The sequence below is a fragment of the Bradyrhizobium sp. AZCC 2230 genome (assembly GCF_036924495.1).
Classification (GTDB): domain Bacteria; phylum Pseudomonadota; class Alphaproteobacteria; order Rhizobiales; family Xanthobacteraceae; genus Bradyrhizobium; species Bradyrhizobium rifense.
Map to the genome: position 1 here is coordinate 6705719 of NZ_JAZHRS010000001.1, position 26560 is coordinate 6732278.

The 26560-nt window shown below is 64.3% G+C and carries 23 protein-coding genes; 11 read left to right on the plus strand and 12 right to left on the minus strand.

What is annotated here, in order from left to right:
* Positions 1 to 401: 401 nt before the first annotated feature.
* Together V1280_RS32020 and V1280_RS32025 are read right to left on the minus strand one after the other, a co-directional pair.
* Entirely contained in the window at positions 402 to 896 is a 495-nt protein-coding gene (locus V1280_RS32020) for a VOC family protein (RefSeq protein WP_334533858.1), read from the minus strand.
* Positions 897 to 986: 90 nt separating this feature from the next.
* The gene (locus tag V1280_RS32025) at positions 987 to 1532 is read right to left on the minus strand and encodes a carboxymuconolactone decarboxylase family protein (protein WP_334533861.1); all 546 of its coding nucleotides are present in this window, start codon (positions 1530 to 1532) and stop codon (positions 987 to 989) included.
* A gap of 138 nt (positions 1533 to 1670) precedes the next feature.
* Here V1280_RS32025 and V1280_RS32030 point away from each other — a divergent pair, with 138 nt between their 5' ends.
* Both V1280_RS32030 and V1280_RS32035 read left to right on the plus strand, forming a co-directional pair.
* The gene (locus V1280_RS32030; RefSeq protein ID WP_334533864.1) at positions 1671 to 2885 is read left to right on the plus strand and encodes an acyl-CoA dehydrogenase family protein; all 1215 of its coding nucleotides are present in this window, start codon (positions 1671 to 1673) and stop codon (positions 2883 to 2885) included.
* 153 nt (positions 2886 to 3038) lie between these two features.
* Entirely contained in the window at positions 3039 to 4178 is a 1140-nt protein-coding gene (locus tag V1280_RS32035) for an acyl-CoA dehydrogenase family protein (protein WP_334533867.1), read from the plus strand.
* 271 nt (positions 4179 to 4449) lie between these two features.
* On the opposite strand, the gene V1280_RS32040 is transcribed toward V1280_RS32035, so the two are convergent.
* The 10 genes from V1280_RS32040 to V1280_RS32085 form a co-directional block, all read right to left on the minus strand.
* Positions 4450 to 5487 carry an amino acid ABC transporter substrate-binding protein gene (locus tag V1280_RS32040; protein ID WP_334538471.1) on the minus strand — a complete coding sequence of 346 codons (1038 nt, stop codon included), beginning with the start codon at positions 5485 to 5487 and terminating at the stop codon, positions 4450 to 4452.
* Between the two features lie 53 nt (positions 5488 to 5540).
* Positions 5541 to 6134 carry a L,D-transpeptidase gene (locus V1280_RS32045; protein ID WP_334533870.1) on the minus strand — a complete coding sequence of 198 codons (594 nt, stop codon included), beginning with the start codon at positions 6132 to 6134 and terminating at the stop codon, positions 5541 to 5543.
* Positions 6135 to 6485: 351 nt separating this feature from the next.
* Positions 6486 to 7460 carry a hypothetical protein gene (locus V1280_RS32050; RefSeq protein WP_334533873.1) on the minus strand — a complete coding sequence of 325 codons (975 nt, stop codon included), beginning with the start codon at positions 7458 to 7460 and terminating at the stop codon, positions 6486 to 6488.
* Between the two features lie 89 nt (positions 7461 to 7549).
* On the minus strand, positions 7550 to 8116 hold the full coding sequence (locus V1280_RS32055) for a thioredoxin family protein (protein ID WP_334533876.1): 567 nt from the start codon (positions 8114 to 8116) through the stop codon (positions 7550 to 7552).
* Between the two features lie 30 nt (positions 8117 to 8146).
* Entirely contained in the window at positions 8147 to 8845 is a 699-nt protein-coding gene (locus V1280_RS32060) for a cytochrome c biogenesis CcdA family protein (protein ID WP_334533879.1), read from the minus strand.
* Positions 8846 to 9330: 485 nt separating this feature from the next.
* Positions 9331 to 9942 (minus strand): sigma-70 family RNA polymerase sigma factor, encoded by a 612-nt coding sequence (locus V1280_RS32065; protein ID WP_148777415.1) that lies wholly within the window; start codon positions 9940 to 9942, stop codon positions 9331 to 9333.
* Positions 9943 to 10323: 381 nt separating this feature from the next.
* On the minus strand, positions 10324 to 11061 hold the full coding sequence (locus V1280_RS32070; protein ID WP_334533884.1) for a response regulator: 738 nt from the start codon (positions 11059 to 11061) through the stop codon (positions 10324 to 10326).
* Positions 11062 to 11085: 24 nt separating this feature from the next.
* On the minus strand, positions 11086 to 12831 hold the full coding sequence (locus V1280_RS32075) for an ATP-binding response regulator (RefSeq protein WP_334533887.1): 1746 nt from the start codon (positions 12829 to 12831) through the stop codon (positions 11086 to 11088).
* A complete protein-coding gene (locus tag V1280_RS32080) occupies positions 12801 to 14879 on the minus strand; it encodes a sensor histidine kinase (protein ID WP_334533890.1) in 2079 nt (692 codons plus the stop codon). Before V1280_RS32080 ends, V1280_RS32075 begins: the two co-directional genes overlap by 31 nt.
* A 6-nt stretch (positions 14880 to 14885) precedes the next feature.
* Positions 14886 to 15881 carry a TRAP transporter substrate-binding protein gene (locus V1280_RS32085; RefSeq protein ID WP_334533893.1) on the minus strand — a complete coding sequence of 332 codons (996 nt, stop codon included), beginning with the start codon at positions 15879 to 15881 and terminating at the stop codon, positions 14886 to 14888.
* A gap of 291 nt (positions 15882 to 16172) precedes the next feature.
* On the opposite strand from V1280_RS32085, the gene ugpB reads away from it, so the two are divergent.
* The 9 genes from ugpB to hpxZ all read left to right on the plus strand — a co-directional run bounded on the left by ugpB (position 16173) and on the right by hpxZ (position 26556).
* Positions 16173 to 17498, plus strand: a complete 1326-nt coding sequence (ugpB, locus tag V1280_RS32090; protein WP_334533896.1) for a sn-glycerol-3-phosphate ABC transporter substrate-binding protein UgpB — start codon at positions 16173 to 16175, stop codon at positions 17496 to 17498.
* A gap of 222 nt (positions 17499 to 17720) precedes the next feature.
* Positions 17721 to 18680, plus strand: a complete 960-nt coding sequence (locus V1280_RS32095) for an aminoglycoside phosphotransferase family protein (protein WP_334533899.1) — start codon at positions 17721 to 17723, stop codon at positions 18678 to 18680.
* 401 nt (positions 18681 to 19081) lie between these two features.
* Entirely contained in the window at positions 19082 to 20704 is a 1623-nt protein-coding gene (locus tag V1280_RS32100; protein ID WP_334533902.1) for an ABC transporter substrate-binding protein, read from the plus strand.
* A gap of 114 nt (positions 20705 to 20818) precedes the next feature.
* Positions 20819 to 21832 carry an ABC transporter permease gene (locus V1280_RS32105; protein WP_334533905.1) on the plus strand — a complete coding sequence of 338 codons (1014 nt, stop codon included), beginning with the start codon at positions 20819 to 20821 and terminating at the stop codon, positions 21830 to 21832.
* Positions 21833 to 21835: 3 nt separating this feature from the next.
* Positions 21836 to 22735 carry an ABC transporter permease gene (locus V1280_RS32110; RefSeq protein ID WP_334533908.1) on the plus strand — a complete coding sequence of 300 codons (900 nt, stop codon included), beginning with the start codon at positions 21836 to 21838 and terminating at the stop codon, positions 22733 to 22735.
* A gap of 94 nt (positions 22736 to 22829) precedes the next feature.
* Positions 22830 to 24551 carry an ABC transporter ATP-binding protein gene (locus V1280_RS32115; protein ID WP_334533911.1) on the plus strand — a complete coding sequence of 574 codons (1722 nt, stop codon included), beginning with the start codon at positions 22830 to 22832 and terminating at the stop codon, positions 24549 to 24551.
* Between the two features lie 26 nt (positions 24552 to 24577).
* Positions 24578 to 24757 carry a DUF4089 domain-containing protein gene (locus V1280_RS32120; RefSeq protein ID WP_164938943.1) on the plus strand — a complete coding sequence of 60 codons (180 nt, stop codon included), beginning with the start codon at positions 24578 to 24580 and terminating at the stop codon, positions 24755 to 24757.
* 7 nt (positions 24758 to 24764) lie between these two features.
* Positions 24765 to 26162, plus strand: coding sequence for an AtzE family amidohydrolase (locus tag V1280_RS32125; RefSeq protein WP_334533919.1), 1398 nt, complete (start codon positions 24765 to 24767; stop codon positions 26160 to 26162).
* A gap of 1 nt (position 26163) precedes the next feature.
* Entirely contained in the window at positions 26164 to 26556 is a 393-nt protein-coding gene (gene hpxZ, locus V1280_RS32130) for an oxalurate catabolism protein HpxZ (RefSeq protein ID WP_334533922.1), read from the plus strand.
* Positions 26557 to 26560 lie beyond the last annotated feature (4 nt).

Genomic DNA, 26560 nt, shown 5'->3' on the forward strand with positions numbered 1-26560 from the left:
CCGCAAGCGGAATGTTGGTGCAGTTGCCTCGCGCAACGACCGAATGTGAGTTTGATCTGGCACGCAAAACCAGATTGCCAAACCGGCTCGGCCTTGGATCGCTGACGAGAAGGAGTTCTCCGAACCAGTTACGCCCGACCACAAAAGCCTGATGGCGTGCTCGCTCACCTCAAGGTCAAGCCGCTTCGCGGCGGCCCTACGGGCCGACCTTGACCTGAGCTCCGCGCGCCATCTCCATAGTCTCACGGTCGGGACGAAGAGCTGGCCTGCAATCGAACAAAGAGCTGACAAACCCTGTTGACACGACACTTCCCCATGTGAGCAATCCAGAATCTTTCCGCGGAGACACTCTGGATTGCTTCGTCGCTTCGCTCCTCGCAATGACGAGGAGAGGGCGGAGTTTACCCCTCCCGCTGCTTCAGCAACCCCTCCATATCCAGCCGCTTGGTAAACATCGCAAGCTTCCCATCCGGCCCGAACGGCCATTGCTCCCGCGGCTTGTCCCAATACAGCTCCACGCCGTTTTCATCGGGATCACGCAGATACAGCGCCTCGGACACGCCGTGATCGCTTGCGCCGTCCAGCGCAATGCCAGCCGAGAGCACCCGGTGCAAGGCGTCCGCCAGCGCCGGCCGCGTCGGATAGAGGATTGCGGTGTGAAACAGCCCGGTCGTGCCTGGCGGCGGCGGCGAGCCGCCCTTGCTCTCCCAGGTGTTGAGCCCGATGTGGTGATGATAGCCGCCGGCCGAGATGAAGGCCGCGCCCGAGCCCATCCGCTGCATCAGCTCGAAGCCGAGCACGCCGCAATAGAAGCCGAGCGCGCGATCGAGATCGGCGACCTTGAGATGGACGTGGCCGATCCGGGTGCCGGCGGCGACGGCTGGATTCTGCGACATGGCGTTGCTCCGTTGGTGCACTCCAGATAGGCCGGGCCTCGGGACAGCGCTACTGGCTGATCCCGAAACCCAGCGTTTCCGGATACGAATTTACGACAGCTCCGGCACTTCCCCCTCGGGCAGCTCGAACTCAAACGTGTTCAGCGTCATCGACACCATCGTGTAATAGCCGCAGAGGCCAATCACCTCGACGACGCCGCGCTCGCTCAGCAGCTTCACCGCCTCATCATAGAGACCCTTCTCCACGCCGTGGCCCTCATGCAGCGACTTCGCGACGTCGTAGATCATCTTGCCCTTGGGATCGTCGAACTCCGGCGTGCGGCGATCGCGGATGGCGTCGATGACTTTCGGATCCATGCCGCCCGCGAGCGCGAGGCGCTTATGCGCATACCATTCGTAATGCGCGGTCCAGTGCCGCGCCGTCACCAGGATCGCGATCTCCGACAGTTTTGCCGGGAAGATCGTGTCGTAGCGCAGGACCTCGCCGAGCCGCGTGGCGTGACGGGCCATGTCGGGGCTGTTGAGCCAGGCCATCATCGGCGCCGGCGGCTTGCCGCGTTTGCCGGCAATCGATTCGTCATAGGTCTGCCGCTGGCTCTCGTTCATTTCGCCAGGCGAAAGAAGTTTCAGGCGCATTCTCGTTTCCTCTTTGTTTTCAGGCACCGTCGCGGTGGCGACTATAGCGGATGACGGGCTGCGGAAGTGGTTGAATTCCGCACTGCGATGGCCCAGAGTCGCGCCCAACAAGTCGATTGTGATTGATGGAAACGACCAATGACTGATTCCAAAACCAGCGAATCTGAGAACGCCGATCTCGAAACATTCCGCAGCGAAACGCGCGCCTGGCTCGAGGCCAACTGTCCGCCGGAAATGCGGAAGCCCGCGACGTCAGACACCGATGTGTTCTGGGGCGGACGCAATGCAAAATTCTCGTCCGAGCCGCAGCGCATCTGGTTCGAGCGCATGCGTGACAAGGGCTGGACCGTGCCGGACTGGCCGAAAGAATACGGCGGCGGTGGCCTCGGCGCCGCCGAGCACAAGGTGCTGCGGTCCGAGATGGGAAGAATCGGCGCGCGCCCGCCGCTGTCGAGCTTCGGCATCTGGATGCTCGGACCGGCGCTCTTGAAGTACGGCAACGACGCGCAGAAGAAGGAGCATCTGCCGAAGATCGCGGCGGGCCTGATCCGCTGGTGCCAGGGCTATTCCGAGCCGAACGCCGGCTCCGATCTTGCCTCGCTCCAAACCCGCGCCGAAAGCGATGGCGATGATTTCGTCATCACGGGATCGAAGATCTGGACGTCCTACGCCAACTACGCCGACTGGATCTTTTGCCTGGTGCGCACCGACTCGGCCGCGAAGAAGCACGACGGCATCAGCTTCATCCTGTTCGACATGACGTCGAAGGGCGTGACGACCAAGCCGATCCTGCTGATCTCCGGTTATTCGCCGTTCTGCGAGACCTTCTTCGACGGCGTCCGCGTGCCGAAGTCGCACGTGGTTGGCACCGTCAATCGTGGCTGGGACGTCGCAAAATATCTGCTCCAGCACGAGCGTGCGATGATCTCGGGCATGGGCGAGCGCGGCGTCGGCCGTCCGCTCGGCCAGATCGCGGCCGACTCGGTCGGTGCCGATGCGCAAGGCAAGCTCGATGATTCCATGCTGCGTGGCCGGATCGCGAGCTTCGACGTCGACGAAGCCGCGCTTGCGGCCTGCGCCGAGCGCGCAGTCGATCTCGCCAAGGCAGGACAAGCGCATCCGGCGTTCTCGTCGGCGATGAAATATTACGGCACCGAGCTCAACAAGCGCCGCTACGAGATCCTGATGTCAGCCGGTGGCGTCGATGCGCTGGAATGGGAGAGCGAGCGTTCGCGGCAAGGCGCCCGCCCGCGCGCCTGGTTGCGCACCAAGGCCAACTCGATCGAGGGCGGCACCACCGAGGTCATGCTCGGCATCGTCGCCAAGCGCATCCTGGATCTGCCGGGGGCTTGAGCCACGCTCTCACAATGTCATTCCGGGGCGCGCAAAGCGCGAGCCCGGAATCCATCTCACCGCATACATGCTGCCCGATGGATTCCGGGCCTGGCCCTTCGGGCCATCCCGGAATGACCAGTTACAAATAGAACGTTGATCGGAAACACGCACATGCCCCTCGTCCTCACCGAAGAACAATCAATGCTCCGCGACAGCGCGCGCGGGCTGATCAGCGACAAGGCGCCGGTGTCGCACCTGCGCGGCTTGCGCGATAGCAAAGACCCCACCGGCTTCTCCAAGGAGCTGTGGCATTCCTTCGCCGAGATGGGCTTTGCCGGCCTGCTGGTGCCGGAAGAGTTCGGCGGCAGCGGTCTCGGTTTCATGGAAGCCGGAATCGTGATGGAAGAGATCGGCCGCACCTTGATGCCGTCGCCGTTCCTCGCCACCAGCGTGGTCGCGGCCTCGGCGCTGAACAGTGGCGGCAATGCCGCGCAGAAGTCCGAGTATCTGCCAAAAATATCCAACGGCTCGCTGCTCGCGACGCTTGCGATCGACGAGGGCGCAAAGCATCGCCCGCTGCAGACCATCCTGCAGGCTGTGCGCGCCGGCAACGGCTTCAGGCTCTCGGGCGCCAAGGCGCTGGTCGTGGACGGCCACGTCGCCGATCTCTTCATCGTCGCCGCGCGCACCGCAGGCTCGGCCGGCGAGCGCGACGGCCTGACGCTGTTCCTGGTCAACCCCAGAGCCAAGGGCGTTGCGATCGAGCGCACAATCATGGTCGACGCGCACAACGCGGCGCGCATCGAGCTCGCCAATGTCGAGGTCAATGCCGACAGCGTGCTCGGCGAGGTCGACCAGGGTGCGGCTTTGCTCGATGGCGTGCTCGATATCGGCCGTGGCGCGACCGCCGCCGAAATGGTGGGCCTGAGCGAGGAAGTCTTCAACCGTACCGTCGAGTACCTCAAGAACCGAAAGCAGTTCGGCAAGCTGATCGGCGAATTCCAGGCGCTGCAGCACCGCGCCGCCGAGCTCTATGTCGACATCGAGATCACCCGCGCTGCCACCATGAAGGCGCTGCAGGTGCTGGATGCCGACGTTGCCAAGGCCGCCTCAGCCGTCGCCGTGGCAAAGGCCCGCGCCGGCGCCACCGCCACCCGCGCCGTGCAGGAAGGCGTGCAGATGCATGGCGGCATGGGCATGACCGACCAGTTCGACATCGGCTTCTTCATGAAGCGCGCACGCGTGTGCGAGGAGCTGTTCGGGGATGCGAACTACCACACCGAGCAGCTGGCGAAGGCGCGGGGGTATTGAGGCGGGACGCGAAGGGTGCGCCTCTCAGGTGGTGTCGTCGCCCGGCTTGACCGGGCGACCCAGTACGCCGCGGCCTCTCGATTAATCACAATCGTCTCTGGAATACTGGATCGCCCGGTCAAGCCGGGCGATGACAGTTGAGAGCGTGGACAGCGCCTACCCCAACCTCGTCATTGCGAGGAGCCCTTGCGACGAAGCAATCCAGACTGCGTCTACGGAAAGACTCTGGATTGCTTCGCTTCGCTCGCAATGACGGCGGAGAGAGTTATCCTTACCTCATCGGCGGTGCATACTGCACGCCACCGGCGTTCCACAGCTGGTTCATGCCGCGCGGGATCTTCAGCTGCGACTTATCGCCGATATTGCGCTCGTACATCTCGCCGTAATTGCCGACGCGGCGGATGATGCGCACGGCCCAGTCCTTGGTCAGGCCGAGCTGCTCGCCGTAATTGCCCTCGGTGCCGACCAGCCGCATCACTTCCGGCTTCTTCGACTTTAGGGCGTCGTCGATGTTCTCCGAGGTGACGCCGAGCTCTTCGGCGTTGATCATGGCGTAGAGCGTCCACTTCACGATCATCATCCAGTCGTCGTCGCGCTGGCGCACGACGGGGGCGAGCGGCTCCTTGGAGATCATGTCGGGCAGGATCATGTGATCGCCGGGCTTGGACATGTTCAGCCGCAGCGCATAGAGCTGCGAGACGTCGGCCGTGAGCGTGTCGCACTTGCCGGTGTCGTAGGCCTTCACCACGTCTTCCAGCTTGTCGAACTTCACCAGCTCATACTTCATGTTGTTGGCTTTGAAGTAGTCGGCGAGGTTGAGCAGCGTGGTGGTGCCTGATTGCACGCAGACCTTGCTGTCGGCGAGGTCCAGCGACGTCTCCTTGTTGCGGGAGCGCGGCACCATGAAACCTTCGCCGTCGTAATAGGCGACGGCCGGGAAGTAGAGATCGTAGTCGAGCTCACGCGACATGCTCCAGGTCGAGTTGCGCGAGAGGATGTCGACCTTGCGGCTCTGCAATTCCTTGAAGCGCTCGCTGGCGTCGAGCGGCACGAAGCGCGCCTTGCTCGGATCGTCGAAGATCGCAGCCGCCACCGCGCGGCAGAAATCGACGTCGAAACCGGTCCAGTTGCCCTTGTCGTCGGGGATCGAGAAGCCCGGCAGGCCCTTGTTGACGCCGCACAGCACTTCGCCGCGGCGCACCGTGCGCTTCAAGGTGCGGGTGTCGTAGAATTCGTAGGTGATGGCCAAGGCGGCGACCAGCACGGCGACCGCGAGCCCGATCAGCAGGCCGCCTCGAAATGTGCGCATCATGTTGCTCTCTCGAAAAATCGGGAAAAGGAATTCTGGAAGAGGCGGGATATTTAGAGTTCAGGCTTCTGCCGGATGACCACTTTGGTCCCGACCGGAACGCGATCGTAGAGGTCGGCGACATCATTGTTGACGAGACGGAAGCAGCCCGAGGACACCTTGGTGCCGATTGTATCGGGACGGTTGGTGCCGTGGATGCGGTAGACCGTGGTGCCCAGATACATGGCGCGGGCGCCGAGCGGATTGCCGGGGCCGCCGGCCATGAAGCGCGGCAGATAGGGCTGGCGCTGGATCATTTCCGACGGCGGCGTCCAATCCGGCCACTCCTTCTTGTTGGTGATGTTCACCAGCCCCTGCCACTGAAAGCCGTCGCGGCCGACGCCGATGCCGTAGCGGATCGCGCGCCCGCCGGGCTGCACCAGATAGAGGTGGCGCTCGGTGGTCGAGATGATGATGGTGCCCGGCGCTTCGGTCGTGCGGTAGTACACGACCTGCTTCTGCCATTCCGGATCGAGCTCGTAGCTGTCGTCGGCAATCAGGCCGGGCTCGTCGCCGCGGTCCGGCTGCTGGGCAAAGGCCTGCGGTGCGGACAGGATCAGGCCGATCGCAGCCACAAACGCCCCGGTCAGGCGACGAAAATCCGTCATTTCAAGCTCTCCCAGCTGCCCCAGCGCAAATCGTCAGGAACCATCTGAACTCAGGGGCAGCTTCGTGGCAAGTTCAAGGCGCCCCCGTCTGGTATGTCACGAGAATGCTTTGGTTTTTTGACGGCTCCCGGCAATGCCATGAACGGGGGATGGCGCGAAAAGCCCAGATTACTGCCGCGAAGGTGGTGCGCTCCCTCCCCCGCTTGCGGGGGAGGGTCGGGGAGAGGGTGCTTCCGCAATGGGACCACTCCCGATGTGGAGAGAGCCCTCACCCGGCGCTACGCGCCGGCCTCTCCCGCAAGCGGGAGAGGCTCAGACTGAACTCGCGGTGAGGTCAACTTCGCCAACACGTCATATCTGACTCGCCTCCGCCCCAATCCCAAGCCGCCGGACGATCTCGGCGCCCACGGCGCGGGCCTCGTTGCGCGAGCCGATTCGGGGGCTGCGAAACCTCCGCCCCGACTGCAACCGGATCGCCACGATGCAGTGCTCGTCCTCCGACCGGCCGCGGCGTTCGACCGTGATCGCTTTCACGTCTTGCCCTTCGATATGGTCCGCGCGCGGCTGGCCATTGCCCCAGAGGCGCTCGACGCGGATATCGCCCTCGCGGATGATCCAGAAGGCGCCGGTCACGAGATTGGCAAATCGGTAGACCGCGAGCGCGGCGACCACGCCAAGCGGCAGCAGCATGATGTCGATCCAATTGGGCGGCAAACCGCGCCAGAGCCTGTAGGCGTAAGGCGCGACGCTCAGCGCGACGACGATCAAGGCCGCGATCCGGATGTCTCTCTGCGAAAACGGCTCGACGGGTTCGCCAAGACGCATCTCGGGATTGCTGGCATCGAGCGGATTGATGGGGGCTTCGACGTCGGGAACGTCGAATTGCGCGGCGATCCGGGCCACGGTGTCGCGCACATGCGTGACGTCGGAGAGAGGCGGGGAGATCAGGCGCTCGCCCGAAGCAAGCGTGAAGGCCAGCTGGAAGCGGGCTTTTGCGGTCTTGCTGCCGGGAACCTGGAGTCCTGTGATGTCGTCTTTCGTGACGATCCTGGTCTGCAGCTTCCCGAACGGACGTTGCCGTCCAATCAGGATCTCATCCGGCGTGATGATCCACACCACGGCCGGCGCCAGTATGATGACGCCGACGAAGGCCGCGCCCGCCAGCAGCGCGACCACGGAGATGATCACTTCGATGATGTCGTGCGTGAACAGGCCGGGCGTGAAACACAGCGCAACGGCCGCCGCAGAGCCGGCCACGACCAGCCGCTGCGCGATCGAGGAGCCCTCGCGAAGGCGGATGTCGTTGCTGGTGGTCGCGTCGTCCATCGCGGGCGGCTGATTTGCGTCGGCGCGCGAACCTCCACGGAGGGGGCCGTGGAGTCAAGCAACAACGCAAAGGGCCGCCGCAGGCGGCATCAGCTGCTGGCGTTCAGCAGCCTGGCCACGGTGCGGTCGATCTCGTCATAGCGGCCTTCGCCTTCGTGCTGGAACACGATTTTGCCGCTCTGGTCGATGATGTATTGCGCCGGCCAATATTGGTTGCGGTAGGCGTTCCAGGTTTGGGAATCATTGTCCTGCGCAACGGGATAGGTGATGCCGTGGCGCTTCAGTGCGGCCTGCACGTTGGACGCCGAGCGCTCGAACGGGAATTCCGGCGTGTGCACGCCGACCACGACGAGGCCTTTATCCTTGTACTTGGCATAGAGATCGGTGACGTGCGGCAGTGTGTTGACGCAGTTGACGCAGCCATAGGTCCAGAAGTCGACCAGCACGACCTTGCCGCGGAGGTCGGCGATGTTGAGCGGCTTCGAGTTGAACCAGTTGCTAATGCCGGCGAAGTCGGGCGCGGTCGTCGTTCGACTTGCGGCAGCGACCTTGACCGGCGCAGCGGGCGTGGCCTCGTCGCAGAAGCCGGGGATGACGGCGCCGGTCACGGCGAAGCCGATCAGGGCGGCGGAGACGGCGAGCAGTTTGAGAGTCATGGACATGTTCTCCGTTGAGAGGTGAAGCGATCACAGGCCGATCTGGCCGGTGGGGTAGAAGCCGGTGAGCCACGCCACGATCAGCGTGTCGTATTGGAAGTAGGCGGCGAGCGCGAAGGCGATCACGATCACGCCAAAGCCCTGCTGCAGCCGCGGCGAGATCCGTGCGAGACTGCGCACGCGCGTGGTCGCGGCCTGTCCGCCATAGGCGATCGCCAGCATCGGGATCGCCGCACCGATCGCGTAGGCAACGAGCAGCGTGCCCGCCCACGCCAAATTCTTCGAGGTTGCGACCAGCGTCAGGATCGAGCCGAGCACGGGGCCGGCGCAGGGCGTCCAGACCAGGCCCAGCGTTGTCCCGAGCGCGAGGCCGCCGAGCGCGCTTTCGCGCTGCGTGCCGCTTGCTGCGCCGAAATTGAGCCAGCCATTGAGCCGGATCGACAGCCATTCGAACGGCGCCGGCCACAGCATCAACAGACCGAAGCCGATCAGAAGGATCGACGCCGCCTCGCGCAGCACATTCGGATCGAAATCGAACACCTGCGTCAGCGCGCCGAGCAGCAGCGCCACCGCTGAGAAGGACACGACGAAGCCGAGCGCGATCATCGCGGGGCGCAGCTGCGACGTGCGCCCGATCGAGGCGCCGAGCAGGATCGGCAACATCGGCAGCGTGCAGGGGGCCGCGATGGTGAGGATGCCGGCGAGGATGGCGAAGAGGAGTTCGAGCATGGGGCACTCGTGATTGATGTCACGAGGGCAGTTCGGGATGGAGGCGGGGATCGTTACGTGGTGTCACGCGCTCGTGACGTGGCGGCCGCTGGACGGACGGTGCGCCCCCTCTCCCGCTTGCGGGGGAGGGCCGGGGTGGGGGTGTCTCCGCAATGGGACATTCCCCCAGAGGAAAGAACCCTCACCCGCCGCACGCGGGACGATGCTTCGCATCGCCCGGGGTGCGTCGGCCTCTCCCGCAAGCGGGAGAGGCGGGGGCGAGTGGCGACACCCTGGCCCCCAAATACAAAACGACCCGGAGGGGGGCATCCCGTCCGGGTCGTTGGAGGTCTTGGGAGGTTTAACGAAACCGTATGTGATCTTTATAGGGGCGACGTTTTTCCGCCTGATGTTGTGGTTTGTTTCATTTGTTTCGTCGGCGGTAACGCTTTCGTGTCCCGGGATGGGGCCGGAAAGCCGGTCCTATCCCATTGAAATCCCTGGTCTTAAGCGGCGAAGCGGTCGACGCCGCAATTCTTAAGCAGATCGGCGAGCTGCTTGCGGGCGTAGAACATCCGGGTCTTCACCGTGCTCTGGGGGATGCCGATGATCTGCCCGACCTCCTCCACCGACTTCTCATGGTAGTAGACGAGGGTGATGATCTCGCGATGCGCGGGTGACAGTTTCTGCACGCAGGCGCGCAGGATGGCGCTGGTGTCGCTGCGGTCGAGCGAGGTCTCGGGCGTGTCGCAACTGTCCGGGATCTGGCGCACATCTTCCTGGTCGATGTCCTCGAACCGGCGCTGGCGCATCGCGGTCAGCGCCTTGAAGCGGGCGATCGAGAGCAGCCAGGTCGAGACCTGCGAGCGGCCCTGGAACTGGCCGGCGGTCCGCCACACGTCCAGGAACACCTGGCTGACCAGGTCTTCCGCCGTGGTCGCGTCACGGACGATGCGCAGGATGAAGCGGTAAACCCGCACGTTGTGACGGCAATAAAGGATGTGCATGGACGTCCGGTTGCCGTCGGCAATGCTCTCGAGGAGCATGTCGTCCGAGGTCGCCTGAGCGGCGATGATGCTCTGGCTGGCTTGGGCGTTGATGGCGATGACGTTCGGCATTGACTTAGCTCCCCGGTGCGCCGCAACCGAGCGGCGTTTCCTTGGACCAAAGTGTTAATGAGCCAACGTTTCGGGACGTCTGCTCGAAAAGGGGAAAATGGTTTCGTGCGTCGCCAAATTGTTTCGTCGGAGGAGGCGCGACGAAACATTCGGACCAAAAAATCGTGGAATTTCAATGTGTGGGAAATACGGTATCGGCGATTTGGACTAGGCGGAACGAATTTCCGGGGCTTGCGTTCGCGGCGCGCCACACCCACCGCTGCCGTAGGGTGGGCAAAGGCGCGCTTCGCGCCGTGCTCACGATCTTTCTGCAAAATGCTGTGAGAATGGTGGGCACGTTTCGCTTTGCCCACCCTACGGCACCTCGCCCGTGGCTAGCCCTTACGCCTTCTCGCCCGCGGGCGAGAACAGATAGCCGCCGCCGCGGATGGTGCGGATCACGGCGGGCTTGGTCGGGTCGGGCTCGATCTTGCGGCGGATGCGCATGATGCGGAGATCGACGGCGCGGTCGAAGGCTTCGGCGTCGCGCGCATTGGCCAACTCCAGCAGGCGCTCGCGCGACAACACGCGCTTCGGGTTGGCCGCGAACACCTTGAGCAGTCCGAATTCGGACGCGGTCAACGGATGCTCGTTGCCTTCGTCGTCGCGTAGCGCCTGCGCTTCGAGATCGAGCCATTTGGTGCCGAAGCGCACCAATTGATCCTTGTCCGATTTCGCGGGCGCCGCTTCAGCGCCAGCGGCTTTCACCGGCGCGCTCCGCCGCAGCACCGAGCGGATTCGCGCCATCAGCTCGCGCAGCTCGCAGGGCTTTGCGACGTAATCGTCGGCGCCGAGCTCGAGGCCGACGACGCGGTCGATCGGGCTCGCAGTTGCCGTGAGCATGATGACGGGCACGTTGATGCGGCTCTTGAGGTCGCGGATGATCGAGAGGCCGTCTTCCTCGGGCATGTTGAGGTCGAGCACGACGAGGTCGGGCATGCTGCCGTCGATCGCGGCGCGGAGCGACTTGCCGCCGTCGCACAGCGTCACGGTGAAGCCGTGCATCTTGAGGTAATCGCCGACCATCTCCCGGGCCGGGGCCTCGTCGTCCACGATCATGATGTGCTGGCTTTGTGTCATGTCACTCAGATCTCAGTACTCAAATCACGGTACTTCGGTCGCGGGCAGGGTGATGGTGAAGGTGGAGCCCTTGCCCGGGCCCTCGCTGTCGGCGGTTACCTCGCCGCCATGCATGTCGATAATACGCTTGACGATGGACAACCCAAGCCCCGTCGAGCTCTCGCCTGCTGTCGGCTTTGCGGATAGCCGCTGGAACCGGCCGAACAGGCGGCCGAGATCCTCCGGCGACAGCCCGGCGCCCTCGTCGCTGACGCGGATGACGGTGTCGTTGGCCTCATGGGTGACCGCGACGGTGATCTTGCCTGATATCGGCGAGTATTTGATGGCGTTGCTGATGAGATTGTCGATCGCCTCGCGGATACGGTCGGTGTCGCACATGGTGACGATGTTGACCGGCGCGGTGACGTGGATCGCCTGCTGCTTGTTGACCGCGAGCGGCTGGTTGGCGTCCGCGACCTCCTTCACCAGGGCTGCGACATCGACCGGCTCGCGGCGGATGGTGATGTCGAAGGCATCCGCCATCGCATCCGAGATCAGATGGTCGACCATCGTGGTCAGGCGCTTGGTGGCGTCGCGGATGTGGTCGACCTGGGCGACCACGCCGCTCGACGACGCGCCGGTCGAGATCAACTCCTTCAGCATCTCGGTGCGGCCGAGGATGACGCCGAGCGGGTTCTTCAGATCGTGCGCGACGGTGCCCAGGATCTCGTTCTTGAAGCCGTTGGCGCGCTGCAGCCGCAGCCATTGCGCCGAGAGCCGCCGGTTGGCCTGCATCAGCGCGCGGGTGCGCTGCGCGACGCGGTCTTCGAGCTGCGTGTTGGCGTCCTGGAGCTGCTGATAGAGGATGACGTTGTCGAACGCGATCGACAGTCGGCTGGAGAAGATCTCGACCAGCGAGCGGTCGGTCTCCGACAGATCACGCTCGGACTGCAGCAGCACCACGACCTCGCGGCCGGAGCCGGTACGCAGATAGATCACGCTGCGATGGTCGGCGAATTCGTTCTTGCGGCGCTGGAAGGCGGCTTCGACCATCTCGCGCAGATCGGGGTCGAGCGCCTTCGACGAGGTCGTGCCGATGAAGCGGCTGTAGCAGCCGCTGCCGGCGAGCACCGAGAGCTCGGGATCGACGCCGCCATTGTCGCGCAGAACCAGTATGCCGGCGCAGTCGACATTGAGCAGCGAGGCGAGCTGGGTCAGCACGCCCTCGGCGAGCCGCTGCATCGACTTGAAGTCGTACAGCGTCGAGGCGGCATCGATGATGATCTCGAGCCCGCGCCTTGTCTGCACCATGCGCTCGAGCTGCTGGTAGGAGCGCAGCGCCGCGGTCAGCGAGGTGAACAGCTTGTCGGCGGTGAGCTCGGTCTTGGCCTTGTAGTCGTTGATGTCGTACTGCACAATCACGCGCCGCTCCGGCGCCTGGCCCGGCTGGCCCGTGCGCAGGATGATACGCACGGTCTCGTTCTTGAGCTCGTTGCGGATGAATTCGACGAGCTCGAGACCTGCGACGTCGGTCTCCATGATGACGTCGAGCAGCACCGCGGCGATGTCGTTGTGCGCGGCCATCAGCTTGCGACCTTCGGCCGCGGAATGGGCGGACAAAATCTCCAGCCCCTGGCCGTTCAGGGTGTAATCGGACAGCGCAAAACGCGTGCCGTCATGCACGGCCGCATCGTCGTCGATGACGGCGATCTTCCATTTCCGGGCGTCCATATCCTCCGACGCGGTACCGGTGTCGTCGATCAGGTGGAGGACATCGTCCTGTTCGGCCATTGCGAAGTCCCGTCACTTTCTGTGCTTTGCGCGCCGCCCTTGGCGATCCGCGGCATGATAATCCGAAAAGTAGTGCCTTGTCCCAGCTTGGATTCCAGCATCATCCGCCCGCCCAGCTGCTGGGTGACGAGGTTATAGACGATATGAAGCCCGAGTCCCGTGCCACCTTCATTGCGCCGGGTGGTAAAGAATGGGTCAAAGGCTTGGCGCTGTACGTCGGGGGTCATGCCGGCGCCGTCATCGGCGAAGATGATCTCGATATCGTCGGTGCCGCGCGGCCGTGCCGAGATGGTGATGGTGCCGGCGCGCCCGTCGGCGAAGGCGTGATTGGCGGCGTTGAGGAACAGATTGGTCAGGATCTGGCCGTAGGAGCCGGGATAGCCGTCGAGCAAGAACCCCTCGGGCACGTCGACCTGGAGCGTGATCGGCGAGCGCTTCAGCACCGGACGCAGGCTCGCGATGATCTGGTCGGTTGCTTCGCTCAATGAGAACTGCCGCCGCTCGGCATGGGAGCGGTCGACCGCGACCTGCTTGAACGACTGGATCAGCTCGCCGGCGCGGGTGAGGTTGGCGACCAGCTGCTGCGAGGCGTCGCGCGAGGACTGCACGAACTCTTCCAGCTGTGAGCGGCGCAGGCCCCCGTCGCCCTTGAGCTGGGCCTCGAAGATATCGGTGCGCCGGGCAAAACTGGAAGCGACTGTCAGGCTGATGCCGATCGGGTTGTTGACCTCGTGCGCGACGCCGGCGACGAGGCCGCCGAGCGCCGCGAGCCGTTCGGCGTCGATCAGGTTTTGCTGCGCAGTGTTGAGCTCGAGCAGCGCGCTCTCGGCCTTTTCCTTCGAGGCCCGCAACTCGTCCTCGGTCTCGCGCTTGGCGATCGCGTTCTCGCGGAACACCTCCACCGCGCGCGCCATGGCGCCGACTTCGTCGCGGGCCTTGGTGCCCTGCACCTCGCGGCCGAGATCGCCGAGCGTGATCGCGCGCATCGCCGCCATGATCTGCTGCAGCGGCAGCCGGATCGACAGCGCAATCAAGACGCCGGCGGTGAGGATGATGCCGAGGAAGATCACCGCGATCGACAGCACCCGGCGCGAAATATCCGCCAGCGTGCGGTCGAACGTCTCCTGCGCCTTCTGCTCGCGCTGGCGCATCTTGGTCGAGAGATCGTCGATGGCGCCGATCGCCTCGGCCTGGCTGGCGTCGATGGTGTTGCGCAGCAATTCGGTGCGGTTGGTGAGCTGCTCGGACAGCTTTGCAAAGCCCTCGCGCAGCGCCATGGTGCGGGCGGCGAGCTTTTGCAGCGCCATGCGCTGCAGATCGTTGTCGGCGAGATCGATCATCACCGGAATGGTCTTCTCGATCGTCTCGGTGTTGCGGCGCGCATCGTCGGCAGCACCCGGCGACAGTGACAGATAGTAGGAGTTGGCCGCGACCAGCATCGCGGTGAAAGCCTCGCGCGACTTGCCGAGCGAGGGCCAGATCAGCGCGTCGCGATGGCCGGTGGCGCCCTCGATGATGGAGTAGAGGCCCGCCATGTCCTTGGCCGGGCCCTGCACCTGCTCCTCATAGGTCCTGGCGATGGTCGCCTGCACGCTGCGCAGCTCGCCGAAGCCGTTGAGGAAGCGGTCGGTGGTGCGCTCCAGCTCCTCGACCGAGCCCGACAGCATCGGGTCCTTGGCGGCGCGGTCGGTCAGGGTACCCAGCACGGCCTCGCGCAGCAGCAGGATCTCGGCGAACAGGTCCGGGCTCGGCTGGTTGATGTAGCGGTGGATCAGGTTCTGCAAGCGTCCGGTCTCGCTTTCGAGCAGCGCCAGGATGCGGTCGGATTCGCGCACCTGGCGGACGTCGTCCCAGGCCGAGCCCAGCACCTGCGCGCCGTTCCAGATCATCGCCACCAGCACGATCACCACGGCGGAGTTCAGCGCCGCGATGGAGAGGATGCGCCAGCGGATCGGCACCGCCCGCAGCAGGCCGACGAGGCGCGCGCGCAGCCGGCCGATCGGGCCGGGCGGCTTGTCTACGTGCTCGCTGTGTCCAAGTGCAGCCAACCCGGCTCACTCCACCTTGCGAATGCGTTCGATCAGCGCGGCCGCGGCGGGGTCCTTCGCGGCCTTGGCGTAGATCGGCGCCATCGCGTCCTCGAACGGCTTGCGGTCTATGTCCTTGATCACGGTGATGCCGGCGGCTTCCGCCTTGCGCTGCGACTGCTCCTCGAGGTCGCGCCACTTCTCGCGCATGAACTGGCTGGAGCGCAGCGCAGCCTCACGGAAAATCTGCTGGTCCTCGGCCGACAGGCTCTTCCAAGCCTTGAGCGAGATCACCAGCACCTCCGGGCTCATGGTGTGCTCGGTCAGGGAGTAGTAGCCGGCATGTTTGTAATGGTCGGTGGTCACGAAGGATGGCCAGTTGTTTTCGGCACCGTCGATCAGACGGGTCGCGAGCCCCGTGAGCACCTGCCCATAGGGCAATTCCACCGGCTCGGCGCCGAGCGAGCGGATCATCTCGCTCATCAACGCCGATTGCTGCACCCGGATCCGCAATCCCTTGAGATCGGCGATGCTCCTCACCGGGCGGACCGCATTGTAGATCGAGCGCGCCCCGGAATCGTAGAAGGCGAGCCCGACGAAGCCGTAGGGCTCGAAGCTGCCCAAAATCTCGTTGCCGATCGGCCCGTCCAGCACCTTCTGCATGTGCTCGATGGACCGGAACAGGAACGGCATGGCGAGCACGTTCATCGCCGGGACGAAATTGCCGATCGGGGCCACATTGGTCCGGTTGAGGTCGATCGCGCCGGCGCGGGTCTGCTCGATCGTCTCCTTCTCCTCGCCGAGTTGGCGGGAGTGAAACACCTTGATCTCGTGCCGGCCGCCGGTGCGCTCGGCGATCAGCGCGCCCATGTAGCGCAGCGCCTGGACGGTCGGGTAGTCCTCGGTCTGGGTGTCGGCGGCGCGAAATTCACGCGCAGCAGCGCTCGTCGCGCAGATGGCGAGCAGAAGCGCGACGAAGATCACCCCGGTCCGTGAGAGTTCGGCACGGTTCAGCACTGGCACACTCAACCCCTCAGAGATGGAGTCTATGGCGGGACCAAAAGGTTCAATGCAATCTAAAGCGTTTTCAAGCGAAGTGGATACCGGTTCGCGTCAAGAAAACGCGTCAAATTAAGAATCCGGAGCCGTTCCGATCGGAATGGCTCTGGCAGATGGTTAAAGGAAGGCCATCCCGCCGGGGCCGGCCGGCCGATTGTGCGGCGCGGCCCGTCTTTATTCCCGGTTGAAACCGCTTGTGTCGCGCCTTAAGCAGGGTGCGGTCGCCTTTTGCCGCTTGATCCGGGAAGAGCCATCGTGAGTTCAGCATTGCGCCTTTTGCAGGTCGCCGCCGCCACCTTGGCTCTCGCCTTGAGCTGCGAGGCGCGCGCCGCCACCGACATCGCCTGGTGGCACGCCATGTCGGGCGAGCTCGGCAAGCAGCTCGAAAAGCTCGCCTCCGATTTCAACGCCTCGCAGTCCGATTACCGCGTCGTGCCGACCTACAAGGGCAATTACACCGAGACGGTGACGGCCGCGATCTTCGCCTTCCGCTCGCGCAGCCAGCCTGCGATCGTCCAGGTCAACGAGGTCGCCACCGCCACCATGACCGCGGCCAGGGGCGCGATCTATCCGGTCTACAGCATGATGCGCGACATGGGCGAGCCGTTCTCGCTCAACGACTATCTTCCGGCGGTCTCCGGCTATTACACCGATGCGAGCGGCAATCTGCTGTCGTTCCCGTTCAACTCGTCGACGCCGATCCTCTATTACAACAAGACCATGTTCCGCGACGCCGGCCTCGATCCGGAGGCGCCGCCGAAGACGTGGCCGGAGCTAGGGCTTGTTGCAAAACGGCTGCGTGACCGCGGCGCCGTCTGCGGCTTCACCACGTCCTGGCCGTCCTGGATCCATGTCGAGAATCTTTCGGCGTTTCACAATCTGCCGCTGGCCACGCGCGCGAATGGCTTTGCCGGCCTCGATGCGGAATTGACCATCAATAATCCGGTCGTGGTCAAGCACATCGCCCAGCTCGCCGAATGGCAGAAGACAAAGCTGTTCGACTATAGCGGTCGCGGCCAGTCGGCCGAACCGCGTTTCCAGAACGGCGAATGCGGCATCTTCATCGGCTCCTCGGCGACGCGTGCCGACATCAAGGCCAATTCGAAATTCGAGATCGGCTACGGCATGATGCCGTACTGGCCCGACGTGAAGGGCGCGCCGCAGAATTCCATCATCGGCGGCGCCACGCTGTGGGTGCTGCGCGACCGTCCGCGCGAGGAATACAAGGGCGTGGCGCGATTCTTCGCCTATCTGTCGCAGCCCGGCGTGCAGGCCGCCTGGCACCAGAACACCGGCTATCTGCCAGTCACCCGCGCCGCCTTCGAGCTGACGCGCGCGCAAGGGTTTTACGAGCGCACTCCGGGCTCGGCGATCTCGTTCGAGCAGATCACGCTGCATCCGCCGACCGAGAATTCGAAAGGCATCCGGCTCGGCTCCTTCAACCTGATCCGCGGCACGATCGAGGAAGAACTGGAGCAGGCTTTTGCGGGCCAGAAGAGCGCGCAAGCCGCCCTCGATGCCGCAGTCGAACGCGGCAACAAGCTCTTGCGCCAGTTCGAGCGCGCCAGCCCGGACAGGTAGAATGCTGCGAATAGGTCTAGCTGCAGCCGCGAGCAAGCTGCGCTCCCTCCCCCGCTTGCGGGGGAGGGCTGGGGAGAGGGTGTCTCCGCAACGGGACACTCCCCAAGAGGAAAGAACCCTCACCCGCGCCTTTGGCGCGACCTCTCCCGCAAGCGGGAGAGGTGCACCGCCTTCTCGGCTTGCAGCGAATCAACCAAAGCCGCCTTGTACGAGCGCGTGCGAATGACCATCGCTCCATCGCAACAATTACCTCACTTCGCCGACGCAAAAACTTTTCGCGCCTGGCGCTCCGCTTCCGCGCAATGGCTGCCGATCGCGCGCGACATCGCGCGCGGCCACGGCATCGACACCAGCGCGCCGCATGTGTTCTCAACCGGCACCAATCTCGTGGTCGGGCTCGGCGAGACGCTGATCCTGAAAATCTTCCCGCCGCTGCTGCGCGCGCAATTCGTCTCGGAACGCAGCTCGCTGATGCAGCTTGCGGGCCGGCTGCATCTGCCGATCCCCAAAATCGTCGCGGAGGGCGAGCGCGACGGCTGGCCTTATCTGATCATCACGCGCCTCGCCGGCACGCTCGGCTCGGAGGTCTGGCCGCAACTCGCGGAGGCGCAGAAGGAGCGCGTGCTGCGCCAGATCGGCGAGACCATTGCCGCCGTGCAGCGCGCGCCGCTCGGCCCGCTCGCGCAGATCGAGCCGCGCTGGGACGCGTTCATCCGCGCGCAGATGCAGGGCTGCCGTGCGCGGCACACGCGTCTCGGCCTCGCGCCGAAATTCCTCGCTGGCCTCGACGATCTCCTGCGCGACGCCGCAACGCTGATTCCGATGGACGAGCCGCCGGTGATCCTGATCGGCGAATACATTCCGGAGAACTTTTTGCTCGCCTGCCACGACGGCGACTGGTCGCTCGCCGGCCTGTTCGACTTTGGCGACGTCCGGGCGGGCTGGCGCGATTACGATCTGCTCGGCCCGAGCGCCTTCATGTCGGCGGGCCGGCCGGGGAGGGTGCGCAGCCTGCTCGGAGGCTTTGGCTATGATAAGCTCGACTACGCGCTGAAGCGGCGCCTGATGGCGCTGATGCTGCTGCATCAGGCCAGTGACCTCAACAGCCACATCTGCATCGAGGGCTGGCAGGACAAGGCGGACGATCTGGTCGCGCTGCAGGAGTTGATCTGGGCGGAGTGATTGCTCGCGCCTCAATCTCCGCCGTCGTCTTGGACAAGCGCAGCGAAGCGGAGCGCTGATCCAGGACCCATTACCCCAGGGCGGAGTTGCCGCGCGAAGCTGGTAACCGCGGGTCTTCGCAAAACCACTCCCTGGGGTAATGGGTCCTGGTTTTCGCCAGGACGACACCGAAGAAATAGTGGCGCCCACCAAATAGGCCGAGATAAAATTCAGTCTATTAAATGTGCATGCGAGCATCTTTGTATGCAATGAGCAGGCCATGGGCGTTGATGCGCGGAGCCTTGGATCTCTGTTTATGTCATCAAATCAATTAATTAGGTGGATCGTAAAACCTCATTAAGCCTTGGCACGAACCTTGCGAATCCAGTTCCAACCAAAAACTTTTGAGTTGGAGCATTCTCATGAAGCGCCGCGATTTCCTCAAATCCGTTTCCGGATTGGCCGCTGGCGCGGCGCTTCCGGCCGTGCCGTCGGTGGTGTCCTCGGCCTATGCCGACGCGCGCTCGGAGACGCTGCTGATCGTTTCGGAAGGCGGTCCCAACAATCTCGACATCCACGGCGTCGGCACCAACGTGCCCGGCTATGAAGTGTCCTGGAATTGCTACGACCGGCTGATCAGCCACGAGATGAAGACCGGTCCCGGCGGCGTGCCCTATTACGACCGCGACAAGTTCAAGCCCGAGCTCGCCGAGGAGTTCAAGATCGACGACATGTCGGTCACTTTCAAGCTGCGCAAGAACGCCAAATTCCACGACGGCACGCCGGTCACCGCCAAGGACGTGAAGTGGTCGCTCGATCGTGCGGTCAGCGTCGGCGGCTTCCCGACCTTCCAGATGAGCGCGGGCTCTCTCACAAAACCGGAGCAGTTCGTCGTGATCGACGACCACACGGTGCGCGTCGACTTCCTGAAGAAGGACAGGCTGACGGTCCCCGATCTCGCCGTCATCGTGCCCTGCATCGTCAACTCCGAGCTCGTGAAGAAGAACGCCAGCGAGAAGGATCCCTGGGGTCTCGAATTCACGAAACAGCAGACCGCGGGCTCCGGCGCCTACAAGGTGACGAAGTGGACGGCGGGCACCGAAGTGATCATGGAGCGCAACGAGGATTGGGTCTGCGGTCCGCTGCCGAAGATCAAGCGCGTGATCTGGCGCATGGTGCCGCAGGCCGGCAACCGCCGCGCACTGCTGGAGCGCGGCGACGCCGACATCTCCTACGAACTCCCGAACAAGGATTTCCAGGAGATGAAGGCCAGCGGCAAGCTCAACGTGGTGTCGCTGCCGTTCTCCAACGGCATCCAGTATATCGGCATGAACGTCACCAAGCCGCCGTTCGATAATCCAAAAGTCCGTCAGGCGGTCGCCTACGCGCTGCCCTATCAGAAGATCATGGACGCCGTGATGTTCGGGCTGGCGAACCCGATGTTCGGCGCGCCCTCGGACAAGCCGACCGAAGTCGCCTGGCCGCAGCCGCACAAATACAACACCGACATCGAGAAGGCGAAAGCGCTGATGGCGGAAGCGGGTGTCGCCGGCGGCTTCGAGACCATGATCTCGTTCGATCTCAACTTCGCCGGCGTCAACGAGCCGCTGTGCGTGCTGGTGCAGGAGAGCCTCGCCCAGATCGGCATCAAGACCACCATCAACAAGGTGCCCGGCGCCAACTGGCGCACCGAGTTGAACAAGAAGGAGATGCCGCTCTTCACCAACGTGTTCTCGGGCTGGCTCGATTACCCCGAATACTTCTTCTACTGGTGCTATCACGGCAACAATTCCGTCTTCAACACCATGAGCTACAAGTCGGCGGAGATGGACAAGCTCATCGACGGCGCGCGCACCGCAGCCGCGACCGGCGACATGGCGACCTACGACACTGACGTGAAAGGCTTCGTCGATCTCGCCTACACCGACATCCCGCGCATCCCGCTGTATCAGCCCTTCGTCAACGTCGCGATGCAGAAGAATATCTCGGGCTACCAATACTGGTTCCACCGCCGCCTGGACTACCGCGCGCTGGCGAAGGGGTGAGGGAGGCGAGTGGGGAGTGGCGAATAGCGAATAGGGAGCAGGGATCATGTTCGACAGTTGCGAAAGTCCATTCGCCATTCGCCATTCGCTATTCACCGGCGCGGAGCGCCAGCCATGCTGACCATGATCGGCAAGCGCCTGATGTTCGCGATTCCCTCGCTGATCGGCGTCGTCATCGTCACCTTCCTGCTGACGCGCGCGCTGCCGGGCGATCCCGCCGCGTATTTTGCCGGCCCCGCCGCCACCAAGGAAGCGGTCGAGCAGATCCGCAAGAAACTCGGTCTCGACAAGCCGCTGATCGAGCAGTTCTTCCGCTACACCAACGATCTCGCGCATGGCGATTTCGGCAACTCGCTCACCACGGGCCAGCCGGTCGCAGCCGAGATCCGCAACCGCCTGCCGGCGTCCGCCGAGCTGACACTGCTCGGGCTGATCGTCTCCATCGTCATCGCCATTCCGCTCGGCGTGCTGGCTGCGACACGGCCGGGATCATGGATCGATCATCTCTGTCGAATAACAACGACGGCCGGCGTCTCGCTGCCGGTGTTCTTCACCGGCCTGGTGCTGGTCTATTTCTTCTATTTCAGGCTTGGCTGGTCGCCCGCGCCGCTCGGGCGTCTCGATGTGTTCTACAGCGCGCCGCCGACGGTCACCGGCTTCTATCTGATCGACACGCTGATCGCGCGCGACTTCGAAGCGTTCCGCTCGGCGTTGAGCCAGCTCATCCTGCCCGCGACGACGCTCGCGATCTTCTCGCTGGCGCCGATCGCGCGCATGACGCGCGCCTCGATGCTCGCGGTGCTCGCCAGCGAATTCGTCCGCACCGCGCGCGCCAGCGGCCTGTCGCCGACGACCGTCATCGTCACCTATGCGTTTCGCAATGCGATGCTGCCTGTCATCACCACGCTCAGCATGGTGTTCTCGTTCCTGCTCGGCGCCAACGTGCTGGTGGAGAAAGTGTTCGCCTGGCCCGGCATCGGTTCCTACGCGGTGGAAGCGCTGATCTCGTCGGACTTCGCGCCGGTGCAGGGTTTTGTCCTCACCATGGCGGTGATGTACGTGCTTTTGAATCTCGTGATCGACATTCTCTATGGCGTGATCGATCCGCGTGTCAGGTTGGAGGGCTGAACCATGAGCTCCGTTGCGCCTGCTGTTGAACCGGCTGGTCCCGCGCGAACCTCGGGACTCACTGCGATCCTCGAACAGACCCGCTATGTGCTTGGTGAGAACAAGGTCACGGGCTTTTCTTTCGCCCTGCTGATCATCATTCTCCTTGCCGCGGTGTTCGGCCCATATGTCGTGCCGTACGATCCGCTTGCCTCCGACACCGCGGCGGCGCTTAAGGCACCGTCGGCCGCGCACTGGTTCGGCACTGACCAATTGGGGCGCGACATCTTCAGCCGCGTCGTGGTGGCGACGCGGCTCGATACGTTCATCGCGGTCGCCTCCGTCGTGCTGGTGTTTCTGATGGGCGGTCTCGCCGGCATCGCGGCGGGTTATTTCGGCGGCTGGACCGATCGCATCGTCGGCCGCATCGCCGACACCATCATGGCGTTCCCGCTGTTCGTGCTGGCGATGGGCATCGTCGCTGCGCTCGGCAACACCGTGCAGAACATCATCCTCGCGACCGCTATCGTCAACTTCCCGCTCTATGCCCGCGTCGCGCGCGCCGAGGCCAACGTGCGCCGCAATGCCGGCTTCGTGCAGGCCGCACGTCTCTCCGGCAACGGCGAATTCCGCATCCTGCTGGTGCACATCCTGCCGAACATCATGCCGATCATGATCGTGCAGATGTCGCTCACCATGGGCTACGCCATTTTGAATGCCGCGGGCCTGTCTTTCATTGGTCTCGGCGTCCGCCCGCCGACCGCCGAATGGGGCATCATGGTCGCCGAGGGCGCGGGCTTCATGGTCTCCGGCGAATGGTGGATCGCGCTATTCCCTGGCCTCGCGCTGATGATCGCCGTGTTCTGCTTCAACCTCCTCGGCGACGGCCTGCGCGACATCGTCGACCCCCAGCGGAGGACGTGATGCTCCATTTTCCGCGAAAATTCCCCAATGATTCCAATGCCGTTCTACTGTGCATGGGGTTGTTTTCGAGCTCCATGAGTGACGGAAGGCTTCCATGACCGCCCAGCCGCTGCTCGACGTCCAGGACCTCACGGTCGAATTCAGTACCCGCCGCGGCATCGTCAAAGCCGTGCAGCACGTCAACATCTCCATCGCCAAGGGCGAGACGCTCGCCATCGTCGGCGAGTCCGGTTCTGGCAAGTCGGTGACATCCTACGCGGTGATGCGCATCCTCGACCGCGCCGGCAAGATCGCCGAGGGCTCGGTGATGTTCTCGGGCATCGACGTCAAGGCTGCCACCGAAGGCCAGATGCGCGATTTGCGCGGCCGCGAAGTCTCGATGATCTTCCAGAACCCGCGCGCGGCGCTGAACCCGATCCGGAAAGTCGGCGACCAGATCGAGGACGTGCTGCGCACCCACGTGCAGCAGGCCCAGGTCGCTGATCACGGTGAGAAGGCGATCGAGGCGCTGGAACAGGTCAAGATCGCCCGCCCGCGCGAGCGCTATCACGCCTATCCGTTCGAGCTCTCAGGCGGCATGTGCCAGCGCGTCGTCATCGCGCTTGCGCTCGCCTGCAATCCGCAATTGCTGATCGCCGACGAGCCGACGACTGGGTTGGACGTCACCACGCAAAAGGCGGTGATGGATCTGATCGTCGAGCTGACCAAGCGCAAGGCGATGTCGACCATCCTGATCACGCACGATCTCGGTTTGGCGGCCGCCTATTGCGACCGCGTCGTGGTGATGGAAAAGGGCCGCGTGGTCGAGACCGCCAAGGCCGCCGACATCTTCGCCAACCCGCAGCACCCCTACACCAAGAAGCTGATGCGCGCGACGCCGCGGCTCGGGGTGAGCCTGCGGGATCTGTTGCCGGAGGAGGAGGGCGCTGCTCCCGCCACGCCCGTGGAGTCCGCCTCGGTCGCTGCAGCAGCCGACCAGAAGCCCCTCCTGCTCATCGAAAAGCTGGTCAAGGAATATCCCCGCCAGGGCGCCACCGCCACGCTCGGAAAACTGTTCGGCCGCAAACCGCCCGTCGAGCCCGACGTGTTCCGCGCGGTCGACGGCATCAGCTTCTCGATCGGCCATGGCGAGAGCGTCGGCCTCGTCGGCGAATCCGGCTGCGGCAAATCGACCACATCGATGATGGTGATGCGGCTGCTGGACCAGACCTCCGGCCTGATCCAGTTCGACGGCGAAGACATCGGTGCCATCGCGCCGGCCAACTTTGCCCGCCTGCCGCAGCGCAGCCGGATCCAGATGGTGTTCCAGGATCCGACCGACAGCCTCAACCCGCGCTTCACCGCGGTGCGCGCCATCGTCGACCCGATCATGCAGCTCGGCGATATCAAGGGGCGTGACGCGCTCCGCGCCCGCTGCGAGGAGCTGGCCACCATGGTCGGCCTACCGCACAATCTGCTCGATCGCTTCCCGCACCAGCTCTCCGGCGGCCAGAAGGCCCGCGTCGGCATCGCCCGGGCGATTGCCCTGCATCCAAAACTCGTGATCCTGGACGAGCCGACGGCGGCACTCGACGTCTCGGTCCAGGCGGTGGTCCTGAACCTGCTCCAGGACCTCAAGGCGCGGCTAGGTATGAGCTATCTGTTTGTCTCGCATGATTTGAATGTGGTGCGCTTGTTGTGCGATCGTGTCATTGTGATGCGGACGGGGCGGATCGTCGAGGAAGGCTCTTCCGAGAGGGTCCTGAGCGATCCGCAGGACGACTACACCAAGGAGCTGCTGACGGCGATCCCGCATCCGCCGTTGCCGGTACACTGAGAGCGCACTGATTGTTTGGGAGCGTGATGGCCGAGCCGCTGGACGACTATATCGACGCCGTATCGAAAGCACTGGCATTGCCGGTCGAGGACGCCTGGCGGCCCGCGGTGCGCGCCAATCTCGAAGTGTCGTTGCGGCTCGCCCGCCTGGTCGACGAATTCGCGCTGCCGGACGAGACCGAGCCGGCGCCGATCTTCACGGCCTGATGCTGCCATGACCACCAAGCCAGAGATGACGGCCTCGGAGATCGCGAGTGCGGTCGCGGGCCGAAAGATGTCCGCGCTCGATGCCACTGAAGCGGCGCTCGCGCGCATCAAGCAGCACGACGGCGTTCTCAATTCCTTCACCGACGTCACCGCCGAACGCGCCCGCGCGAAAGCGCGCGCAATCGATGCTGACATCGCGGCCGGCAAAGAAGTCGGCCCTCTCGCGGGCGTGCCCTTCGCGGTGAAGAACCTGTTTGATGTCGCAGGTCTGCCGACGCGAGCCGGCTCGAAGATCAACCGCGATCTCGCGCCGTCCAGGCGCGACGCAACCTTGATCGAGCGGATGGAAGCCGCCGGCGCCGTGCTGGTCGGCGCGCTCAACATGGGCGAATACGCCTACGACTTCACCGGCGAGAACGTCCATGACGGCCCCTCGCGCAATCCGCATGACACCACGCGCATGGCCGGCGGCTCATCAGGTGGCTCGGGCAGCGCCGTTGGCGGCGCGCTGGTGCCGATCGCGCTCGGCTCGGACACCAATGGTTCGATCCGCGTGCCGTCGTCGTTCTGCGGCATCTTCGGTTTGAAGCCGACCTATGGCCGGCTGTCCCGGGCGCGCTCGTTCCCGTTCGTGGCGAGCCTCGATCATCTCGGACCGTTCGCGCGCTCGGTGACCGATCTCGCGCTCGCCTATGACGCGATGCAGGGCCCGGATGCCGACGATGCCGCCTGCATCACGACACGTGGTCTGGAGCCGACGCTGCCACTGCTCGCCAATCCGGTGTCGGACCTGCGCATCGCGATCGCCGGGGACTACTTCCAGAAGAACGTGTTTCCGGAAGCCGTCGAAGCCGTCAGCCGTGTTGCCAGCGCGCTTGGTGCAACGCGCGTGGTCGATGTGCCCGAAGCTTCGCGCGCCCGTGCGGCGGCTTATGTCATCACCACCACCGAAGGCGCATCGCTGCATCTCGATCGCCTGCGCAAGCGCCCCAACGATTTCGATCCGGCCGTGCGCGACCGGCTGATCGCTGGCGCCATGGTGCCGGCGCCTTTGGTCGACCGCGCGCAAAAATTCCGCCGCTGGTATCGCGCGCAGTTCGCCGAGATATTCAAGTCGGTCGATGTGCTGATCGCCCCGGCAACGCCCTGCACCGCACCAAAGCTCGGCCAGGTGAATTTCAATCTCGACGGCGTCGAGCTGCCGGTGCGCGCCAATATCGGCATCCACACCCAGCCGATCTCGTTCATCGGCTTGCCCGTCGTCGCAGTTCCCGTGCCGCTTGAGCCGCTGCCGATCGGCGTGCAGATCATTGCTGCGCCCTGGCGTGAGGACATCGCGTTGCGCGTCGCGCACGCATTGGAGAAGATGGGCGTGGTCGCCGCGCCGTCACCAAAAGGATTCTGAGATGGAGATCGATCTCCCCGACGTGATCGCGGAAGTCAAAGCCGCGTTCGACCGCTATGAGCAGGCGCTGATCACCAACGACGTCGCCGTGCTCGGCGAGCTCTTTCGCAACGACCCTCGCACGTTGCGCTACGGCATCGGCGAGAACCTCTATGGCTACGAGGCGATCTCCGGCTTTCGCGCCGGCCGCTCGCCGGTCGGCCTCACCCGCCGCACCGCGAAAACCGTGATCACCAGCTATGGCCGCGACGCCGCTGTGGCCTCCACCTTGTTCTATCGCGACACCGCGCCCGGCAGGGTCGGCCGGCAGATGCAGACCTGGATTCGCTTCCCGGAGGGCTGGCGCGTCGTCGCTGCCCATGTCAGCATCATCGACGAGTCGAAAGAGACCTGACCGT

What these genes read in the sequence shown, in the direction of transcription:
- V1280_RS32105 (WP_334533905.1), top strand. Translation starts at nt 20,819, where the DNA reads ATGCTGACCATGATCGGCAAGCGCCTGATGTTCGCGATTCCCTCGCTG.
- V1280_RS32045 (WP_334533870.1), bottom strand. Translation starts at nt 6,134, where the DNA reads ATGACGGATTTTCGTCGCCTGACCGGGGCGTTTGTGGCTGCGATCGGC.
- V1280_RS32065 (WP_148777415.1), bottom strand. Translation starts at nt 9,942, where the DNA reads ATGCCGAACGTCATCGCCATCAACGCCCAAGCCAGCCAGAGCATCATC.
- V1280_RS32115 (WP_334533911.1), top strand. Translation starts at nt 22,830, where the DNA reads ATGACCGCCCAGCCGCTGCTCGACGTCCAGGACCTCACGGTCGAATTC.
- V1280_RS32030 (WP_334533864.1), top strand. Translation starts at nt 1,671, where the DNA reads ATGACTGATTCCAAAACCAGCGAATCTGAGAACGCCGATCTCGAAACA.
- V1280_RS32055 (WP_334533876.1), bottom strand. Translation starts at nt 8,116, where the DNA reads ATGACTCTCAAACTGCTCGCCGTCTCCGCCGCCCTGATCGGCTTCGCC.
- V1280_RS32070 (WP_334533884.1), bottom strand. Translation starts at nt 11,061, where the DNA reads ATGACACAAAGCCAGCACATCATGATCGTGGACGACGAGGCCCCGGCC.
- V1280_RS32060 (WP_334533879.1), bottom strand. Translation starts at nt 8,845, where the DNA reads ATGCTCGAACTCCTCTTCGCCATCCTCGCCGGCATCCTCACCATCGCG.
- V1280_RS32110 (WP_334533908.1), top strand. Translation starts at nt 21,836, where the DNA reads ATGAGCTCCGTTGCGCCTGCTGTTGAACCGGCTGGTCCCGCGCGAACC.
- V1280_RS32100 (WP_334533902.1), top strand. Translation starts at nt 19,082, where the DNA reads ATGAAGCGCCGCGATTTCCTCAAATCCGTTTCCGGATTGGCCGCTGGC.
- V1280_RS32075 (WP_334533887.1), bottom strand. Translation starts at nt 12,831, where the DNA reads ATGGCCGAACAGGACGATGTCCTCCACCTGATCGACGACACCGGTACC.
- V1280_RS32025 (WP_334533861.1), bottom strand. Translation starts at nt 1,532, where the DNA reads ATGCGCCTGAAACTTCTTTCGCCTGGCGAAATGAACGAGAGCCAGCGG.
- V1280_RS32020 (WP_334533858.1), bottom strand. Translation starts at nt 896, where the DNA reads ATGTCGCAGAATCCAGCCGTCGCCGCCGGCACCCGGATCGGCCACGTC.
- V1280_RS32095 (WP_334533899.1), top strand. Translation starts at nt 17,721, where the DNA reads ATGACCATCGCTCCATCGCAACAATTACCTCACTTCGCCGACGCAAAA.
- V1280_RS32035 (WP_334533867.1), top strand. Translation starts at nt 3,039, where the DNA reads ATGCCCCTCGTCCTCACCGAAGAACAATCAATGCTCCGCGACAGCGCG.
- V1280_RS32040 (WP_334538471.1), bottom strand. Translation starts at nt 5,487, where the DNA reads ATGCGCACATTTCGAGGCGGCCTGCTGATCGGGCTCGCGGTCGCCGTG.
- V1280_RS32050 (WP_334533873.1), bottom strand. Translation starts at nt 7,460, where the DNA reads ATGGACGACGCGACCACCAGCAACGACATCCGCCTTCGCGAGGGCTCC.
- V1280_RS32125 (WP_334533919.1), top strand. Translation starts at nt 24,765, where the DNA reads ATGACCACCAAGCCAGAGATGACGGCCTCGGAGATCGCGAGTGCGGTC.
- V1280_RS32120 (WP_164938943.1), top strand. Translation starts at nt 24,578, where the DNA reads ATGGCCGAGCCGCTGGACGACTATATCGACGCCGTATCGAAAGCACTG.
- hpxZ (WP_334533922.1), top strand. Translation starts at nt 26,164, where the DNA reads ATGGAGATCGATCTCCCCGACGTGATCGCGGAAGTCAAAGCCGCGTTC.